Origin of the sequence: Lysinibacillus sp. NPDC096418, from assembly GCF_044762775.1 — a bacterium.
Lineage (GTDB): Bacteria > Bacillota > Bacilli > Bacillales_A > Planococcaceae > Lysinibacillus.
In genome coordinates, this window is the sequence record NZ_JBIWEY010000011.1 from 45,395 (window position 1) to 65,010 (window position 19,616).

Genomic DNA, 19,616 nt, shown 5'->3' on the forward strand with positions numbered 1-19,616 from the left:
GTGAGTATTTTTTTTCATGGATGGTTCCTTTATAAGGAGCGAATTGACGATGACTACATTTAGCGCTTTAGAGCCAAATGAAATACGTAAACTTATTCGAAATCAAGACATAACTGGACCGACTTCTGGAATGTCGATTGGATTTACACAAGCAAATTTAGTAATTTTAAAGAAGGAGCATGCTTTCGATTTTCTATTATTCTGTCAACGAAATCCAAAACAGTGTCCACTATTAGACGTGACAGAACCTGGATCATTTAGTCCCTCTACAATTGCAAAAAATGCAGATATTCGAAAGGACATTCCGAAATATCGTATATATCGCGACGGCATTTTCACAGAGGAAATATTAGATGTTACGGATTATTGGGAAGACGATATGGTTGGATTTTCAATTGGTTGTAGCTTTACATTTGAAACACCGCTTCTTGAAGCCGGTATTCCAATTAGACATATTCAAGAAAATTGCAATGTACCAATGTATAAAACAAATATCCCATGCGTGAAGGCAGGTATGTTTGAGGGCCCAACTGTTGTCAGTATGCGTCCAATGACACCAGAAGATGCAATTCGTGCAATTCAAATTACCTCACGCTTTCCAAATGTACACGGTGCTCCAATACATATCGGCAATCCAGAACAAATTGGGATTAATGATATTTCAAAACCCGATTTCGGTGATGCTGTAACTATTAAGCCAGGAGAAATACCAGTATTTTGGGCTTGCGGCGTAACACCACAAGCAGTGGCAATGGAAAGTAAACCTGCTATCATGATTACACATGCACCTGGTCATATGCTAATTACAGATATTAAGGAAACAAGCTTGAGTATTCTTTAAAATATGTTCGAAGAAGTCTATCTACTATAATCGCAAATGTAAAGTCCACTAAGTCTTTTAGTGGGCTTTACTTGTCGTTTGCGATTCTACCGTCAATCTGATCATGACAAATATCTGAGATATTGCATTGAACTGGCGGAATCGGGTGCTATAATAGGTACTGATAATGTACTTTTGTCAATCATCTTCAATTAAAAAATGATGTTAATTTTAATTGGTGATATGATGCTTTAAAAGTATAAAAATATAAAAGTAATCGAACACTAATATCCTTTAGATATAAGGGGCTGTCTTAAAAGTAAAATAGTGTGTTGAGAATAATCTTAATATGTTGTTTAGATATGCAGGTGAAAATCTCCATAGACCCCCGTGGGGATATATGGGGTTTTCACCATATAGAAAGCCAGTTGGTCTGCTTTAAGGGACTTATTGGATGGCCTCTTGTTATTTAGAAATATGGTATTTAAAGTACCAAAATGGCATTGGTGAATTTTATTTGGAGGTTTATAAATGGATAATAATGATATTTTAATACGAGTGCGCTATGCGCTAGATATAAAAAACCAAGATATGATCGAAATCTTTAAACTTGGTGGAATTGAAGTTACAAAAGAAGATGTACTTAAAATTTTAACGAAATCAAAAGAGGAATTTGATGATGTTGAAGTTGAAGAAAATGACGATCAAATCAAATGTAATAATAAGATGTTAGAAGCATTTTTAAACGGCTTCATCACATTTAAAAGAGGGAATCAAGAAGAAAGACCAGGACAGCCTAAAAATCCCGAACCACCTGTACAAAAATCAGACAATGTGAATAATATGCTGTTAAAAAAATTGAAAGTAGCTCTACAATTAACGACGGAAGAGATGCTAGATATTCTTGATGATGGTGGTATAGCTGTATCAAAAGGCGAATTAGGCGCTATTTTAAGAAAACCAGGGCATAGAAATTATAAAGAATGCGGCGATAATTTTGCGCGTAAGTTTTTAAAAGGCCTAACTATAAAATATAGATCTTAAGTGAATAGTGAAGCGACAAACGGTTTAAAATAAAAATAATTGTAAAAAAGAACGAATCCTAATGATTGGAATTCGTTCTTTTGTTTTATTTAATTTTATTAGTTACCTTTAGTTTGTTTTGTTTGCTCTTGAGCCATTTGAACAAGTCGCTTCGTGATTTCTCCACCAACTGAACCGTTTGAGCGAGAAGAAGCTTCTCCTCCAAGTTGTACGCCAAATTCTTGTGCAATCTCATATTTCATTTGATTCACAGCTTCTTGTACACCTGGTACTTGAAGTTTATTTGAACTTCGGTTATTTGTAGCCATATCTTTCTCACCTCCTGTGCTATTAGAATGGTCTTGGATTTGTTTTTAATACATTTTAGAAAGTGGTATATATTAAACCTACATACTGTATTATGATGGTCTAACATCAATCTCCAAAATTAATAGTTCTTTTTAAAAAAGGAACTTTACATAGTTGATTGAATTACAAACTTAAATGCTGAGTAGTAATTACTTCTGTATTTTTCCTTTTCTAATATTTCGTAAGTTAATGTATACAACTCTAATTTTTAAAGAGAATAAAAATAGCAGTTGCCGAATAGTATTTCTATAATGATTGAGCTTTCAATCGAATATAGATTTACAAGGTGGAATGTAAATGGACATAATTATACTCCTATATGTCATAGGAATTATATGGGTTTTTATAGCGTATTTAGTGAAAAGCACTATAGTAACTGGCATTTGTATCATCATTGCACTCAGCATGTTTATTTGGGCAAATATTGAGAGAAAAAACGAAGCCGCTAGAAGAGATGCTGAAAGAAGAAGGGTCAGTGAAGAAGCGCTGGCACGAATTCCACACACCCAGCATTTTTTATCCACAGATTATTTAAGCGCGCTATTAATAGATGAAGTTACAAAGAAGTTCTATATGGTGAAAAGAGAGGAAGATCATCCTCAATTTGAGATAAAAGAATATACATTCAATCAAATACTTGAAGTTGCTATTGAAGAAGATGACACTATCCTATCTTTATACCCCAAGGAAGGTTTACTAGGTAGCACTTTGCCTGATAGTGAGGGAAGTTCTGTCGTTTACATTGTAGAGTCCGACGATGAAGAAGACGAAGAAGATGAAGACGAAACTGTTGAAAAGCTAAGCTTAAAAATGGTCGTCGATGATTTAGCAGAACCAATCGTAGAGTATGTATTTATGGAAAATGATGATCCCATTGCTAAAGACACTGAGGATTATGAAGTAGCATTTAAAAACTGTAATGAGTGGTATAAAAAAGTAAGTGTGATTATTAAACGCCTTGATAGGGTACCGGTTAGGCAATGGCGTTAATGCAAACTAGATTCAATCAAACTGTCCTTTACTATGGTAAAGGGCTTTTTCTATGCATAAAATACAAAAATAATGTTTTTTAATCAATACTAGAGGAAAAATGGCTGTAAGGTTAGAAGTTAAAGATAAGGTAGGTAAATGTCGGCTAGGGTAAAGGAAAATATATTTCTTTTAGATTATTTAGATTGACTTGAATAAAAGAGACCAATAAGTAAAGGTGAGTTATAGAATGAATGAAACGTTACTAATAAATGCTGATGGATGCTATTGGCAAGCTGAGCAGAGAGCTGCTCATTATTTTGCATCACTTTACGAACAGGTCCAGCAAAAAAAATATGGTCCAACCTTAACAAAAGATATACAGGGTTGGAAACAACATCATATTAAACCCCAGTCATTGTTCTCCTTTTTTTCTCGTGGCAAGGAAAAAACGAGTCCAAAAGGATATTACAACTATATTAAATGGCTGAATTACACAGGGAAATTAGATAATTATTTGGATCGAAGCGTCTCCTATATTTTTATGCGAGATTTGGGCAAAGCGTTGGATAGCCCCGACACACAGAGCAAAATTAGGGATATAGTTGATACATTGAAGAATCATCTAACAGCTGATAGAGAAGGAGACGTTGAGATGTTTAGTATGCCTAGATTGTATAGGCAGGCTCAAAAAGAAGGTGTTGAGTCAGCTATGATTTGGGTGATGAACAAATTAAATACTGTGTCCACTAATATTCCAGATGGGATGGATGCTGTGCATGCGCAACGGAAACTTATCAAAATCATCGCCGGGGTAATACTACATGTCGTTGAGGAGATGGGGAATGAGATATCTCCTGAAGAACGTACTCAAAAGCTGGATGAAGCAATTCGATTAGGATACTCCTATGGTCTAACGTATCCTTTTGTTGACGACCTTCTAGATGCCAATGTTTTATCTGCTGAAGAGAAAAAGCAATATTCCGATTTAATACGTATCACACTTACGACAGGATCTGTGCCGGAATTGGAAGATTGGACTGGTGGAAACGCAGAGCTTATCCGATATATTCACGCTGAGCTGCGAGAAGCCTTCGAATATATTAAATCTCACCAACTACCAGAGAGATTAAAAAGTTTTTTCGAGCAATCTTATGTATTTTTTAATGCGCAGGATGTGGACCGAGTAAAGGACCTTTCACATGCCAATTATTCTAATGAAGAATTATATATACCTATCATTTTAAAATCTTCTTCTTCACGATTAATTACCCGTTCATTAATTAGTGTTCCTGAGGATGAGGGCTTTGATAATCGTACATTCTTATATGGTATTTACAATCAGCTAGCGGATGATTTTGCAGATATGTTTGATGACATGGAAGTGGGCGCGGTAACTCCTTATACTTATTACATGAAATATCATGAAGAGCGTCCAGATCTAATAAATCCTTTTGAATTGTACTGGACGGTTATCGCCAATCTCATTCATAACGTTTACAACTCAGATACAAAAGCATGTGAAGTGATTTTAGACCGTGCTATAAACGGTCTAAAACGATTTAAAGAACGAGTGGGGAATGAAAAATACAATGAAGTGATGGAGTTATTTGCATCTGGAGACCCCCAATTGAACAAAGTCGTTCAAAATATGGTTCATAAAGCAGATGATGTGGATTTCTTTGATAAACTGCTACGTGATCACATCATTACGATATTGAAAAATGAACGTGAGGAGCGGGAAGACTTTTTGGATACGATTGCTACTTTACGCAATCAGATGAACAATATCTTAAGTATTCCTCAAAAAGAACAAGCATTTTTGGTAGAAGAGCCAATCATTGATGCGGCAAATTACATTTTAGAAGGTAATAGTAAACGCTTGAGGCCAATAATAACTTGGTTCATGGGGGTTAAAGCTTATGGACTAAATGAGTCAGCAATTATTCCTTTACTAAAATCATTGGAATATATGCATACAGCTTCTTTAATCTTTGATGATCTACCATCTCAGGACAATGCATCCATTCGTAGAGGACGTCCAACTTTACATCAAGTATATAACAGTGCTATTGCAGAATTAACGGGTCTCTTTTTGATGCAGAGGGCGGTTGAGGAACAAGCATCACTGGATCAATTCGATTCGTGGACTGTGCTGAAGCTTATACAATATTCTGCTCAGATGACTGCGGATATGTGTAGAGGTCAGGCGATGGATTTAGGCTCCAAAGGAAAACCATTAACATTAGAACAATTAAATATGATGTGTTTTTATAAAACGGGGATAGGATTCGAAGCTTCACTTATAATGCCTGCAATTCTGGCTCAGGTAGAAGACGATGAGATTGAAGCCCTGAAAAAATTTGCACGACATGCCGGCATTGCATTTCAGATTAAAGATGACCTCCTAGATGTGAAAGGAGATACGAATTTACTCGGAAAATCGATTGGCAAGGACGCAGAAAACAACAGCTCCACTTTCGTATCAATCCTAGGTCAAGAAGGGGCCAAAAAAGAAATGTGGGACCATTACTGTATGGCAATAGAAGCGCTACAAGGAGTCTCACACAATACCACTTTCCTGAAGCATTTTATGAATTATTTAGTCAATCGAGATCGGTAAGCTATGTATAATTAAATGGAAATTTTACAAGAAAAGCCCTTCAATTGTTAGAGGTGTCTAACAATTAGAGGGTTTTTTTGTGAATAAAACTAGTGCGTATGTTCAATAAATTTTTCTGCAAATTGAGCTATTTTTTCGGAGGGTACTGCTAAATTTAAATTTTGTCCTTTATCGAAGCCAGCAGTAATTAGCCCCACAACGCGCCCATACATATCTAACAGTGCACCGCCAGAACTGCCATTAGAAATAGCAGCAGTGAATTGAATCATCGGGATATTATTTATCTCTCTGAAACCTGAAACAATGCCATCAGAAATAGAATTAAATAACCCTAAAGGACTTCCTATGGCAACAATCTTCTGCCCTCTAACTAAATTATTATCGGTTTTAACAATGAGAGGTGAGCAGTGTTTATCGACTTTAATAATTGCTAAGTCATAAAGCTGATGATATTTAATGAGTCTGTCTGTGAAATATTCTTCCGTTTCATTTTCATAGAGTACTGAATAGTAATGCCCACCCGCAACGACATGGAGATTCGTTAAAATATATCCGCTGCTATGGATGACAACACCTGAGCCGCCACATAAAATAGTATTTTCATCAGCATACACTGTAATCATGACAACAGCGTTTGATAGACTAGCTAATTGCTCATAACTAAATTCTTCAGCTTGAGTTCGAATTTGGGGCTGTTTGGCAGGCTTAGATATTTTGGATTGAGAAATTGTACTAGGGGGCACGAAAGTATGCTCTAAATTTGGTGCAGGTGTAAAGTCTGGAATTGTTATATTACCTGAATGACAGGTGCTGCACTTATATAATGTTGAGAATGTTTCTACGTCAGGATACAAATTGACAATATCCTCTTTCGGATTCATATAGCATATGTCACAGCCAAGTCTAGATAAGAAATACAAAAATAATAATTCATGGTGTTTAAGATCCCCGACAAAAACGACTTTTGGAAATACGTTAGTATTCTTAAAAAGCTTTGGTAAATAGGTTTCTATCCAATGCAAAAATTTAACAACAAAATTTTTTAATACTGTTGCATTGGAATTAGGATAGGATTCTTTGTATAGTGAAATTATTTTAAGAAATGTAATTTTTTTCGTCCATTCAAGAGTTTCATTCTCTAATTGAGTGCATAGAGGTGTTTGATATAGTGAATAAGAGTCAATGCCGGGATTGTTAACTATGTCCTTCCAACTATCCCAAATAGTTGATAGTCGATTAATATCATTTTTATTCGATATTGGTTCAAGTCCAAGTATTCGTAAGTAAGGTGCAGTAGATAAATGTGAAGAAAAGTAGCGGTCTATTTTAAGAATGCTCTCATTGTAAGTATCGATGGAATTAGGAATACCAATGTATCTTACAAAAAGGATTTCTTGATTTGCTGAATAATGATTTATGTGCATAAAATCATCGAGAGGATTTTGGGTTTGTTTAAGGTTGATTTTTAAAGGTTTCGTTCTAACTATCATATCCATTCTCCAATCAGAATTATTTATATTACAATTATAGATAAAATTGGATGTATTGCATAGTTAGATTTTCTCGAGGTTAAACGATCAAATTCATTACAGATGTAGTGTGAATGATGGAGCAAAAAATGACACATTTGTATTTAAAAAAGGCATTTCTCTTATAGATTGTTGCTATTTGTTAAGTGAAACAAGGGAGGAATATCTTTGATTGTATACACTGTTCAACCTGAATATCTTTATAAAAAAATGCGAGAGCAAGGATACTTAGAAGGAGACAAGAAATTTGCTATGTTTCCTGAAGCCTACGAATGGATGGTAGGTCAAATGAAAAAGCGCATAGCCAATTGTAACATGGAAAACTACCCATTATGGTTATGGCAAAGAAGACCAAACAGAAATGAGGATGCACTTGCAACCAAAGGTGAAAGATGGGTTATTTTAAAATTAGAGGTTCCAGAAGAGAAAATTTTATGGTCATCATTCGATGTATGGCATAGCATTTTAAACGATAGTCCAATAACTTACAATGAAAAAGAATGGGATAATTTTCAAGAAAGAGGATTTCCAAAAGAAGAAGTGATAAAAACTTGGGAACGACTATTTGACCATAAATGGTTAGCAAGTAGACCGACTGAATGGGCTGGCGATTATAAAGATGACTGGCTTCAAGGTGTTACACCACGAATTACAATGGAGCAAGTTAAGAAAGTTTCAAGATTTATCGGCAGAGGATAATGTTTGTAGTTGTACAAAAAAGTAAATAAGGTTGGAATTTTAAATAGGATAAGACTGTTTTCCTTGTTGGTTGAATAGCAACAATCTTTTTGAAAACAGCTTTAAAAAAAGAGCTGTATCAAAGTAAGTATGGTGACTTTGATACAGCTTCATCGTCTTGACTTTATTTACTGTTTGTCTTTTTTTGCTTGTCGTTCCCATTGCAATAACGATGGGTAAGGGTCAAAAGCCCATTCCGATCGCCCGTTGAATTTGTAGATACCATAGTGGAGATGGGGAGGGAATTTACCGGATGTTCCTTCTTTTCCATAACCAGAACTACCGACATAGCCGAGTAGCGTACCAGGTTCCACAATGTCTCCAACTTTAATTTCCTTATTATAACTACCAAGATGGGCATAATAATGATAAGAGTTGTGATTATCGCGTATACCGATACGCCAACCACCAAATTGATTCCAGCCTTTTACTTCGACAACACCATAAGAAGTTGAAACTACTTGTGTTCCATAGCCGGCGAATAGATCTGTACCTTCATGGATTCTTCGTCCACCCCAACCTCTATTGGCGCCCCAAGTCCCTCTGTAGCTATAATCAGCGCGAACTGGAATAGGGAATGTGTGGGCATCTAAATCCATTGTTTTAAAATGTTTGTAAAGTTTAGAAATGGTCATAATTTGATTTACCGCTTCTTCACTTCCGTAATATTCCCATAAGGCTAATTTGAAATCTTCTTCTTTCGATCCGAAACTGCTTAAATAATTTGCCATTGAGAACATTACATCTACATCGTCTTTTGGATTGGCAATTCCATCACCATTTCCATCAAGACCCATGCCTCCAAAAAAGTCAATTGTTGCTGGAGATGTATCTTGGCTAGAGGGATTTAATGCTCCTGACCAATATTCGTCCGAAAATTGTATGGCAATAATGCCATCCCGTTTAGGAATATCTGAACGAACGGACTGTATATTTCGTTCATATTGATCGATTGCAGCTAAAGAGTACCATGGGACAAGTTGATCTTCAAATTGTACATAATAAGTCATACGCTGCTGTAGTATCTCTTCCCTTGAGGGTTCTTCATTTGCTGATGCGGTGGTGAAAAAAGAAGCATTCCACAACATGGTAAATGCTAGGAAGGGAATAAGATTTCGAGCCAATATTTAACCTCCTTTCTTCTACGATTAGAATAACCGGAATTTTATATTTCATAAGTCCAGTTTATCTATTGAGCATTAATGCGGACTTTGACCCGTAGTTAGTGATTAGTAATTTTGGTGCCAATTGTTATATACCTACGTTCACCGTTTTCTACTTCATATGCTAGTAAGAAGAAAGCGAGGTGATAATAAGATGAAATATAGCAATTCCATCACGATTCTAGGTAGTTCTGGTGGTGTAGCAAAAGCAATCCTTTCAATACTAAACAAATCGGTTCAAGACAAGTACGACCCAATAAATGCCGTTATCGAAAACAGCTTGATCCATTTAATAGACAAGAAACAAGTGGACAAAGTATATTTCGAGCAATATTTTCCATATTTGAAAAATCAATGTGTATTCCATCAATTTGACTTAACTGAGAATAATAAGCTGATTGAACATCTTAAAAAAACAAATACGACTTTAGTTATTGATGTATCGTGGGCAGATACGGTGGAAATGATGCAATGCTGTGATCAATTAGGTGTTGATTATGTAAATACTGCATTAGAAAATCCCTATATTGATGAAAACGAAGAATTATTTGAAGGATTTGGTTTAATAGAGAGGCTTCGGCATTTAGAAAAACATAAGGATAGTATTTCAAACTCGGCTTCAATTATTTGCTCTGGCATGAATCCAGGTGTTGTACAATGGATGGCTATGGAATTACTAAAAATAGAACCAACAAAGGAGGTACCACTTGCTTGCTATATAGTAGAGCATGATTCCTCTTTTTATAAGGATAAGAAAAAAGCAAAGAAGAATACTATATATACAACTTGGTCGCCAGAATGTTTTTTAGATGAGGCGATTTTAAGTTATCCGATGTTTATGAGTCAGAAAATGCCACTTTTCTTATACGAAAATGTTTATGATCTAGAGTTTAAGGTTACATTGGGGAACAAAAAATTTTTTGGCTGCTTAATGCCTCATGAAGAGGTGTATACATTAGGTAAATTATATAATGTGGAAAGTGGTTTTTTATACAAAATAAATGATCACACAACGGAGCTAATTCTTTCGAATATGAATGATTTAGATAAGTTATGGGATTTTGAAATGAAGGTACTAGACCCAATTGATGAGGCATTGGATGGTGAGGATTTATGTGGTGTTCTCCTCGTATATAAAGATAGGGAAAAGTATATGTATAATGTATTGAAAAATGAAGATATATTCTCAAAGTTTCAGACGAATGCGACGTATTTTCAAGTTGCTTGCGGTATTTATGCATCCTTGGCAGTCCTATTATTAGATGATATCGAAAAGGGTGCTTATTATGTTGATGAGCTTTTAGTCAATACAAATAATCATTTTGGAGATTATTTAACGTATTATATGACCGACTTTGTTATAGGCGAAAACGAAAAGACAGATGGTTTATTATTAGAACGAATTAGAAGAAATAAAAAGTAAACATAAAAAATGCCAACTGAAAGTAAAATGTACCCTATGAAGTAGCCAATTTAAAACGTCTACTTTATAGGGTACATTTTAAAAAGGGAAGCATTACTTGAGGCGGTTGTTCAGCTAACAATGTCCTCGTGGATTGTTGAAAGGAAGTTTTTAAAGCTGTGAAATTTGAAATGAAGATGATTTGCGGATGCAAGAGTAAGGGAATTCTTGACACGCCTGTAGAAATTATTCAGGAATACAAAAAGTATTAGGTATCATAATTTTTCTAGTTTCATACTATGATAGAAAACAAGCCCTGAATGGAGGGAAGGCTATCGACATTTTAAATAAGCTTAGAAGCTACCGTGAAGAAGAAGACAGGTTGAAATGGGAAGGCACATTTGCAGATTACTTAGACATTGTGAGAGAAAGGCCTGAGGTTGCTCAAACAGCGCATTCTCGCGTGTACCATATGATTAAAAGCGCTGGATTAGGTGAAAGAGACGAACAGAAAATGTATCGTTTCTTTGGTCAAGAAATATTTGGGCTTGAAACAGCAATTGAAAGGCTTGTGGAGGAGTATTTCCATCCAGCAGCAAAAAGGTTAGATGTTAGAAAAAGAATTTTATTATTAATGGGGCCTGTGAGTGGTGGTAAATCGACGATTGTGACATTGCTAAAACGAGGGCTTGAGCAATATTCACGAACGGACGAAGGTGCAGTTTATGCGATTAAGGGATGTCCGATGCATGAAGATCCATTGCATCTAATTCCACATCATTTACGTAATGATTTCTTTGAAGAGTACGGTATACGCATTGAAGGTAGTTTGTCTCCTTTAAATACAATGCGACTAGAAGAGGACTACAACGGTCGTATTGAAAATGTCATGGTTGAGCGTATTATCTTCTCTGAAGACAAACGTGTGGGGATTGGAACATTTACACCTTCTGATCCAAAATCACAAGACATTGCGGATTTAACGGGAAGTATTGATTTTTCAACGATTGCTGAATACGGCTCTGAATCGGATCCCCGTGCATATCGTTTTGATGGAGAGTTAAACAAGGCAAATCGAGGCATGATGGAGTTCCAAGAAATGCTTAAATTAGATGAAAAATTCTTATGGAATTTATTATCTTTGACGCAAGAAGGGAATTTTAAAGCTGGACGCTTTGCATTGATTAGCGCTGATGAATTGATTGTTGCCCATACGAATGAAACAGAATATCGCTCCTTTATTTCCAATAAAAAGAACGAGGCACTACATTCAAGAATTATTGTAATGCCGATTCCCTATAATTTAAAAGTCAGTCAGGAAGAGCGAATCTACAAAAAAATGATTAATGAAAGTGATATTGCACATGTGCATATTGCGCCACATGCATTAAAAGCCGCAGCCATTTTCTCTGTACTGACAAGACTTGAAGTGCCGAAAAAGCAAGGCGTGGATTTAGTGAAGAAAATGCGTCTCTATGACGGGGAAAGTGTAGAAGGATTTAACTCAGTGGACGTAGAGGAATTGAAAAAAGAGTTCCTGAATGAAGGCATGAACGGTATTGATCCGCGTTATATTATTAATCGAATTTCTTCAGCCATCATTCGGAAAGAAGTGCCGTCTATTAATGCTTTAGATGTATTGCGTGCATTGAAGGATGGGCTCGATCAACATGCTTCGATTTCTCAGGAAGACCGAGAAAAATATATGAATTATATTGCAGTTGCGAGAAGAGAGTACGATGAAATTGCCAAGAATGAAGTGCAAAAGGCGTTTGTGTATTCGTATGAAGAATCTGCAAAGACGTTAATGAATAATTACCTCGATAATGTGGAAGCATTCTGCAATAAAAACAAAATTCGTGATCCGTTAACGGGGGAAGAAATGAACCCAGATGAAAAATTAATGCGCTCCATTGAAGAACAAATTGGTATTTCAGAAAATGCGAAAAAGGCATTTCGTGAGGAAATATTAATCCGAATTTCGGCATATGCACGAAAAGGAAAAAGATTTGAATACAATTCGCATGAAAGATTACGAGAGGCTATTCAAAAGAAATTGTTTGCTGATTTAAAAGACGTTGTGAAAATTACAACGTCGTCCAAAATGCCAGATGAATCACAACTTAAAAAAATCAACGATGTTGTTGCTAGGCTTATTGATGAGCATGGCTATAATTCAACTTCTGCTAATGAATTATTGCAATACGTTGGTAGCTTGTTGAATCGATAAGCTGTTAATAGGAGTGTCCAATTAATAATTGGGTGACACTCCTTTTTTATTTATCAAAAGAAGTTAAATAATTCGCTAGATTCGCATAGGATAGAAAAAGTGATTCCATTCTTTACAAAGTTTTAGAAGGGGCACTTGCAAGGCAGTCTTAAATTTTTGTTAAAGATGGGTGAGGATAAAAATGACTGAAAATCAGAATAAACGTTTTGTCGTCTCTCAGGAAAATTGGTCCCTCCATCGTAAAGGGTACCAAGACCAACAGCGTCATATGGATAAAGTAAAAGATGCGATTAAAAATAATTTACCAGATTTAATAAGTGAAGAAAGTATTGTGATGTCGAATGGGCGAGATGTTATTAAAATTCCAATACGTTCTTTAGATGAATATAAAATTCGCTATAACTATGATAAATCAAAGCATGTTGGTCAAGGACAAGGTGACAGCCAAGTAGGCGATGTAGTGGCTCGTGAACCGGGGCAGGGAAATAAAGCGCCAGGGCAAGGGAAAGAAGCAGGTGACAAGGCTGGGAAAGATTACTATGAAGCAGAAGTCAGCCTTGAGGAAGTTCAGAATGTCTTATTTAAAGAGTTGGAGTTACCGAATTTGCAACAAAAAGAAATGGCGGATATCACAACAGAAAAAATCGAATTCAATGATATACGTAAAAAAGGGCTTATGGGCAATATCGATAAAAAAAGAACAATTTTAACCGCTATTAAACGTAATGCTATGAAAGGAAAGGCTGAGATTGCACCTATTCATAATGACGATTTACGTTTTAAAACATGGGATGAGGTTGTAAAACCAGAATCGAAAGCAGTGGTCCTTGCAATGATGGACACAAGTGGATCGATGGGGAATTTTGAGAAGTATTGTGCCAGAAGTTTTTTCTTTTGGATGACAAGGTTTTTACGATCAAAATATGAAACAGTTGAAATTGAATTTATCGCGCATCATACAGAAGCCAAAGTTGTGACAGAAGAAGAATTCTTCACAAAAGGTGAGAGTGGAGGGACGATTTGTTCATCTGCGTATGTAAAAGCATTAGAGCTAGTAAAGGAGAAATATAATCCAGTTCGCTACAATATTTATCCTGTTCATTTTTCGGATGGAGAAAATATGTCCATGGACAATGAGAAATGTATGAAATTAGTTCAGGAGTTAATGGGGATATCCAGTATGTTCGGCTATGGAGAAGTCAATCAACATAGCAGGTATTCCACACTAATGAATACCTACAAAAAAATCGACAATCCAAAGTTTAGACATTATATTTTAAAACAAAAAAGTGACGTGTACGAAGCGTTAAAAAGCTTTTTCCAAAAAGCAGAGGTTTAATCTTGAGCGAAGCATCGTCGAGTACTTATTTCTTAATAATAGACGCGGGAGGGATTTAGATAAATGGAAAAAGAGCTTCACCGTGTAATAGCTGAGATTACGGAAATTGCTGAAGGATTTGGTTTAGACTTTTATCCAATGCGCTATGAAATATGCCCTGCAGATATTATTTATACGTTCGGCGCATATGGAATGCCGACACGGTTTGCCCATTGGAGCTTTGGGAAACAATTTCATAAAATGAAGCTGCAATATGACTTTGGTTTAAGTCAAATCTACGAACTTGTCATTAACTCTAACCCTTGTTATGCGTTCTTACTTAATACAAATACATTGGTACAAAATAAGCTAATCATCGCGCATGTACTGGCACACTGTGACTTCTTTAAAAATAATATTCGCTTTTCCAATACAAGGAGAGACATGGTCGAGAGCATGACTGCAACAGCTGAGCGAATTGCTCATTATGAAATGCTCTATGGTAAAGATGAAGTGGAACAGTTTTTAGATGCTGTGTTAGCAATTCAAGAACATATTGACCCGTCTATTATCCGGCCTAAGTTATTAGCGAGTGATTACGATGAGGAAGAAGAGGAAATTATTGAACAAAAAACGGACTATGATGATCTTTGGCAGTTGGATCAAAAAGAAACTGAACCAAAGCCATTATGGAAAAAAATAAAAAAGTTTCCACGAAAACCGGAAAAGGATCTGTTACTATTCATCGAACAAAATAGTCGCGAGTTGGAAGAATGGCAGCGGGATATATTAACGATGATGCGTGAGGAAATGCTTTACTTTTGGCCTCAATTAGAAACGAAAATCATGAATGAAGGCTGGGCCTCTTATTGGCATCAGCGTATTATGAGGGAACTAAAGTTAACGACGTCTGAAACAATTGAATATGCGAAGTTAAACGCGGGCGTTGTGCAACCATCAAAAACATCCATCAATCCTTATTACTTGGGGATAAAAATCTTTGAAGATATTGAGAAGAGATATGATAACCCCAATGAAGAGTTAATAAAATTGGGGATTAAGCCAAATTCAGGCCGTGAGAAAATGTTTGAAGTACGTGAGGTTGAATCTGATATTTCTTTTATTAGAAATTATTTGACGAAGGATTTAGTAAAGCAGGAAGATCTTTATTTATTTGAAAAAAAGGGCAATGAGTATAAGATTTCAGATAAAGATTATGAAAATGTACGTGACCAGCTCGTGTCGATGCGTGTAAATGGAGGGTTCCCTTATATTGAAGTAGTTAATGGGGATTATTTGCGAAATGGTGAGTTATATTTAGTGCATGGCTACGAAGGGATGGAACTCGATCCACATTACTTAGAGAATGTACTAAAGTATATTTATCAATTGTGGGGGCGCCCTGTTCATGTAGAAACTTATAATGAAGAAAAACAAACCCTTTATACGTATGACGGTAAAAAGAATTATAAACGAACGATTTAGTACTCAGCATTCCAGAGATAGAGAGTAGAGCGATTATTGAATTCAAGTCAGTCATTATTACGTTAAGTAATAATGGCTGATTTTTTTGTTGTTATAGCTAACAATGAGCAATTTTTAAAACAGTTATTTCCATTCTATTAATGTATGGGAGGCACTCGCTTTCCGCAGGCATATCGTAAGCCGCAACCCTCGCTACGCGTGGTTTGTTGCGTCTTACGTCTCATGCTATTCCTGCTGGAGTCTCGCGCTACTGTCGCTTTGCTTTCGCACGGAAAAACATTCGCCGCCGCCACAAGCTCTACCTAGCAGTGTGGAAATAGTAGTAACTAATTTTGCTCATTTAAAGGTTAAAAGCTGTTTGTCTTTGGTCTTTAAATCGAGTGAGAATGTTATATTATAATAATTTTTAGAATAATATTGACAGTGTTAACATGGATATATAGTATAGTGGTTAAGAGGTCAAACCTCTTTACAAATAACGAGGTGATAATTCATGGAGAGCGCAGGGAAAATGTTGCCGAATATCCAAGTTGAAGAAGGATCTATTGCGGAAAAAGTCATCGTTTGTGGAAGTCCAGAACGAGCAAAGGTGATTGGTGAGCGATTCGATCATGCTGAGGAAATCGCTTATTCTAGGGAATACCGTATTATTAATGGTTATTATAAAGGTGAAAAAATTACAGTAGCCTCACATGGCGTTGGCGCTCCAGGAGCTGCGGTATGTTTTGAGGAATTAATTAAAGCTGGAGCAAAAAAAATCATTCGTGTTGGGACTGCTGGGTCGTACACTGAAAAATTACCACCAGGTAGTTTAATTATTGCTGATTCAGCTGTGCGAGCAGATGGATTAACTAGGCAGCTTGTTCCAGAAGGTGTACCAGCAGTTGCAGATTTTAAAATGTTGCTGAAATTAGAAGAAAGTGCGAAAAAGGCGAATGTTACATACGGGTTAGGAACAATCGCTACAATAGATGCGTTTTATGCTGGTCCAGTTGAAATACCACATATGTTATATAAAGAATCAGGCGCTCTAGGTGCTGAAATGGAACTGGCTGCTTTATATGTTATTGCGAGATTACGAGGTGTATCAGCAGTAGGGATTTTTGCTCTTGATGGTTATGCATTTGCGGATATGAATAATTATAATCCACATAAAGATATCGTAAATGATGCGATTCAAGCAGAAATTGATATTGCACTAGATACATTTATCAACCTGTAATGAGTGACCTCCTATGACATATGTTGTCATTTATTATTTAACAATAGTATGATGGAAGAGAGATGTCTTAGGGGGAATACACATGAAGGATATTGGAATTGAAAAAAAATCATTATCATCTATTGCTTTTAAAAAAATAATCGAACTAATAGAAAATGATGTACTTAAAATTGGTGAAAAATTAGATGCAGAGCAAAAGCTAGCAAACAAATTAAATATAAGCCGTCCTGTTTTGAGAGAGGCTCTTCAAAAGTTAGAACTAGAGGGTTACATTATGCGAAAACATGGTGTTGGTACATTTGTTATTTCTAAAACACCAATGCTTTCAACGGGACTTGAGAGACTAGATAGCATGACAGACCTTGTCAAAGCACAAAACTATTCAGTTGGAACGATCGGTACAGCCGAACTTTGTAAATGTACAGATGATTCAATACGAGAAATACTAGGCTTAGAAAAAACGGATAATTTAATGTTTTTTGAACGCATTCGTACAGCAGACAAAAAGCCATTTGCGTTGGACTATATATACATTCCTGAAAAGTATATATGCGAAGATTTTTACACTAAGTATGCAGATGCTTCTCTTCTGAATTATTTTAGTACTGTTCAAGGTACTCCTATTTTTAGCTCGCAGTGTAATATTTTTGCTGAAAATGCCTCGGCAAATGTTGCAGAAAAACTTGCTATTTTAGAAAATGAAGCCCTACAAGTATTGGAGCAAACCTTCTATACAAATATGAATGAGCCTGTTTTTTATGGGAAAAGTCTTATTGTTAATAACATCATGAAGTTTCATTTGGTTCGTAGAAGGTAAGGAGAACTGCGAAATGTATAGTAAGTTAAAACAAACGGTACATGAGAATGCTTTGAAAGCTTATAATACGGGTCTGATGGCTGGAACTAGCGGTAATTTCAGTACAGTTGACAGAGATTTAAAAGTGATGGCAATCACGCCAAGTGGTGCCGCTTATGAAACAATGTTGCCAGAGGATATCACTGTTATTGATTTTAATGGAAATATTCTATCTGGCACTAAGCCACCTTCTTCTGAATGGCAAATGCATCTAAGTATTTATGAAAAAATATCAGATGTAGGTGGTGTTGCTCATACGCATTCACCTTATGCAACATCCTTTGCAGTCCTCAATCAATCTATTCCAGTAGTGTTGATTGAAATGGTCTTGCTTGGAGGAAAGGTACCGCTTGCTCCATTCGCAATGCCGGGCTCTAAAGAGTTAGGTGATGTTACTGCTGAAACTTTATTGAAAGAACAAACATCTGCATGTCTACTAGCTAATCATGGAGCACTTACAATTGGTAAAACAATGGATGAAGCGTATATGAAGGCTGTATATTTGGAGGATTCTGCAAAAATTTATCATTTTGCAAGATCAATAGGCGATGTTCGTTTAGTTAAGGAATCGGCGATAAAGAAAATGAAGGAAAAACTAGGGCTATAATAGGAATTTTAATTTACTGAATTTTCAAATAAAGGAAGTGTAATTATGAGAAATATAGAATCTGTTACATATAACGGAGAAAAAATAATTCTACTTGACCAAACAAAACTACCTCTAGAGGAAGTGTATCTTGAAATCGATTCTGTAAAAGATGTTTGGGATGCTATTGTTCAGTTGAAAGTCCGTGGAGCACCAGCGATTGGTATCGCGGCAGCGTATGGAGTAGCACTTGGAGCAAGTCAATTGAAGGAAGAGGATTATGAGTCATTCGTAGCTAAGTACGAAGAAATTTCACAATATCTCGCTTCCTCACGTCCAACTGCAGTTAATTTATTCTGGGCATTAAATCGAATGAAGAACACGCTTGTTGCAAATAAAGAACAGCCAGTTGTTGAAATTAAGCAAATTTTATGGAATGAAGCAGATGCAATTAAGAAAGATGATGCTGAAATTTGTAAAAGCATTGGAGAACATGGCTTAACACTTTTAAAAGATGGCATGACTCTATTAACACATTGTAATGCAGGGGGAATTGCGACAGCTAAATATGGAACTGCGCTTGCACCAATTTATCTAGCAAAGGAAAAAAATATGGACATTCGTGTATTTGCTGATGAAACAAGACCATTGTTACAAGGTGCAAGATTAACAACATGGGAGCTTATGCAAGCAGATATCGATGTAACTTTAATTACAGATAGCATGGCCGCTATGGTGATGCAACAAGGAAAAGTGGATGCCGTAATTGTTGGCTGTGATCGCATTGCAGCGAATGGAGACACAGCAAATAAAATTGGCACATATGGTTTAGCAGTTTTAGCACAAAAGCATAATATTCCATTTTATGTTGCTAGTCCGTTATCAACAATTGATTTAGAGACAGAAACGGGTGCTGATATACCAATTGAAGAGCGCTCAGATGAAGAAATAACTTGTGGCTTTGGTAAACAAACAGCTCCAAATAGTGTGAAAGTTTTTAATCCTGCATTTGATGTGACACCAAATGATTTGATCACAGCTATTATTACAGAAAAAGGGATTATTAGAGCGCCATATACAGAAAGTTTAAAAAATCTATTTTAATCGAACGTTATGTTGTTATATTTATCAAATAAGTATTATAATTCGAATGGATAAATTAAAGAACATGCTCTTTATAAACACATCAAACATCTACCGTCGTTATTCTACGGTGGACAAGTATAAGAAATGTTAGACATTTAGATAACTAGATGATCTTGTTATTATGGTTGGATTGTTAA

The 19,616-nt window shown here is 35.9% G+C and carries 16 protein-coding genes; 13 read left to right on the forward strand and 3 right to left on the reverse strand.

Translation table 11 applies throughout. The features are described from left to right. The first annotated feature begins 49 nt into the window (after positions 1–49). Both ACIQZG_RS10905 and ACIQZG_RS10910 read left to right on the forward strand, forming a co-directional pair. Positions 50–841, forward strand: coding sequence for a putative hydro-lyase (locus ACIQZG_RS10905; protein WP_402755209.1), 792 nt, complete (start codon positions 50–52; stop codon positions 839–841). Between the two features lie 510 nt (positions 842–1,351). Continuing rightward, on the forward strand, positions 1,352–1,864 hold the full coding sequence (locus tag ACIQZG_RS10910) for a YehS family protein (RefSeq protein ID WP_402755210.1): 513 nt from the start codon (positions 1,352–1,354) through the stop codon (positions 1,862–1,864). Between the two features lie 98 nt (positions 1,865–1,962). On the opposite strand, the gene ACIQZG_RS10915 is transcribed toward ACIQZG_RS10910, so the two are convergent. Next, complete coding sequence (locus ACIQZG_RS10915; protein WP_053581958.1) at positions 1,963–2,172, reverse strand: alpha/beta-type small acid-soluble spore protein; 210 nt, start codon at positions 2,170–2,172, stop codon at positions 1,963–1,965. A 337-nt stretch (positions 2,173–2,509) separates the two neighbouring features. Here ACIQZG_RS10915 and ACIQZG_RS10920 point away from each other — a divergent pair, with 337 nt between their 5' ends. Beyond that, positions 2,510–3,202 carry a hypothetical protein gene (locus ACIQZG_RS10920; RefSeq protein WP_402755211.1) on the forward strand — a complete coding sequence of 231 codons (693 nt, stop codon included), beginning with the start codon at positions 2,510–2,512 and terminating at the stop codon, positions 3,200–3,202. A 229-nt stretch (positions 3,203–3,431) separates the two neighbouring features. Continuing rightward, a complete protein-coding gene (locus ACIQZG_RS10925) occupies positions 3,432–5,804 on the forward strand; it encodes a polyprenyl synthetase family protein (protein ID WP_402755259.1) in 2,373 nt (790 codons plus the stop codon). An 89-nt stretch (positions 5,805–5,893) separates the two neighbouring features. Here ACIQZG_RS10925 and ACIQZG_RS10930 read toward each other — a convergent pair whose 3' ends face one another. Then, entirely contained in the window at positions 5,894–7,294 is a 1,401-nt protein-coding gene (locus ACIQZG_RS10930) for a trypsin-like peptidase domain-containing protein (RefSeq protein WP_402755212.1), read from the reverse strand. A 207-nt stretch (positions 7,295–7,501) separates the two neighbouring features. Here ACIQZG_RS10930 and ACIQZG_RS10935 point away from each other — a divergent pair, with 207 nt between their 5' ends. After that, on the forward strand, positions 7,502–8,032 hold the full coding sequence (locus tag ACIQZG_RS10935) for a DUF3841 domain-containing protein (RefSeq protein WP_402755213.1): 531 nt from the start codon (positions 7,502–7,504) through the stop codon (positions 8,030–8,032). Positions 8,033–8,199: 167 nt separating this feature from the next. Here the strand turns inward: ACIQZG_RS10935 and ACIQZG_RS10940 are convergent, their stop codons facing one another. Then, positions 8,200–9,159: a M23 family metallopeptidase gene (locus tag ACIQZG_RS10940; RefSeq protein WP_402755260.1), complete on the reverse strand. Its 960-nt coding sequence runs from the start codon at positions 9,157–9,159 to the stop codon at positions 8,200–8,202. Between the two features lie 229 nt (positions 9,160–9,388). Between ACIQZG_RS10940 and ACIQZG_RS10945 the strand changes: the two genes are divergently transcribed. From ACIQZG_RS10945 to mtnA, 8 genes are all read left to right on the forward strand, one after another. After that, positions 9,389–10,657, forward strand: coding sequence for a saccharopine dehydrogenase NADP-binding domain-containing protein (locus ACIQZG_RS10945; protein ID WP_402755214.1), 1,269 nt, complete (start codon positions 9,389–9,391; stop codon positions 10,655–10,657). Positions 10,658–10,970: 313 nt separating this feature from the next. Further along, on the forward strand, positions 10,971–12,866 hold the full coding sequence (locus tag ACIQZG_RS10950) for a PrkA family serine protein kinase (protein WP_402755261.1): 1,896 nt from the start codon (positions 10,971–10,973) through the stop codon (positions 12,864–12,866). A gap of 181 nt (positions 12,867–13,047) precedes the next feature. Beyond that, positions 13,048–14,205: a sporulation protein YhbH gene (yhbH, locus tag ACIQZG_RS10955; protein WP_402755215.1), complete on the forward strand. Its 1,158-nt coding sequence runs from the start codon at positions 13,048–13,050 to the stop codon at positions 14,203–14,205. A 63-nt stretch (positions 14,206–14,268) separates the two neighbouring features. Then, positions 14,269–15,669 carry a SpoVR family protein gene (locus ACIQZG_RS10960; protein WP_402755216.1) on the forward strand — a complete coding sequence of 467 codons (1,401 nt, stop codon included), beginning with the start codon at positions 14,269–14,271 and terminating at the stop codon, positions 15,667–15,669. 493 nt (positions 15,670–16,162) lie between these two features. Beyond that, entirely contained in the window at positions 16,163–16,891 is a 729-nt protein-coding gene (locus tag ACIQZG_RS10965; RefSeq protein WP_402755217.1) for a nucleoside phosphorylase, read from the forward strand. Between the two features lie 82 nt (positions 16,892–16,973). Beyond that, positions 16,974–17,708: a GntR family transcriptional regulator gene (locus ACIQZG_RS10970; protein WP_402755218.1), complete on the forward strand. Its 735-nt coding sequence runs from the start codon at positions 16,974–16,976 to the stop codon at positions 17,706–17,708. A 13-nt stretch (positions 17,709–17,721) separates the two neighbouring features. Continuing rightward, positions 17,722–18,354, forward strand: coding sequence for a class II aldolase/adducin family protein (locus ACIQZG_RS10975; RefSeq protein WP_402755219.1), 633 nt, complete (start codon positions 17,722–17,724; stop codon positions 18,352–18,354). 45 nt (positions 18,355–18,399) lie between these two features. Next, positions 18,400–19,437, forward strand: coding sequence for an S-methyl-5-thioribose-1-phosphate isomerase (gene mtnA, locus ACIQZG_RS10980; RefSeq protein WP_402755220.1), 1,038 nt, complete (start codon positions 18,400–18,402; stop codon positions 19,435–19,437). The last annotated feature ends 179 nt before the right edge of the window (positions 19,438–19,616 follow it).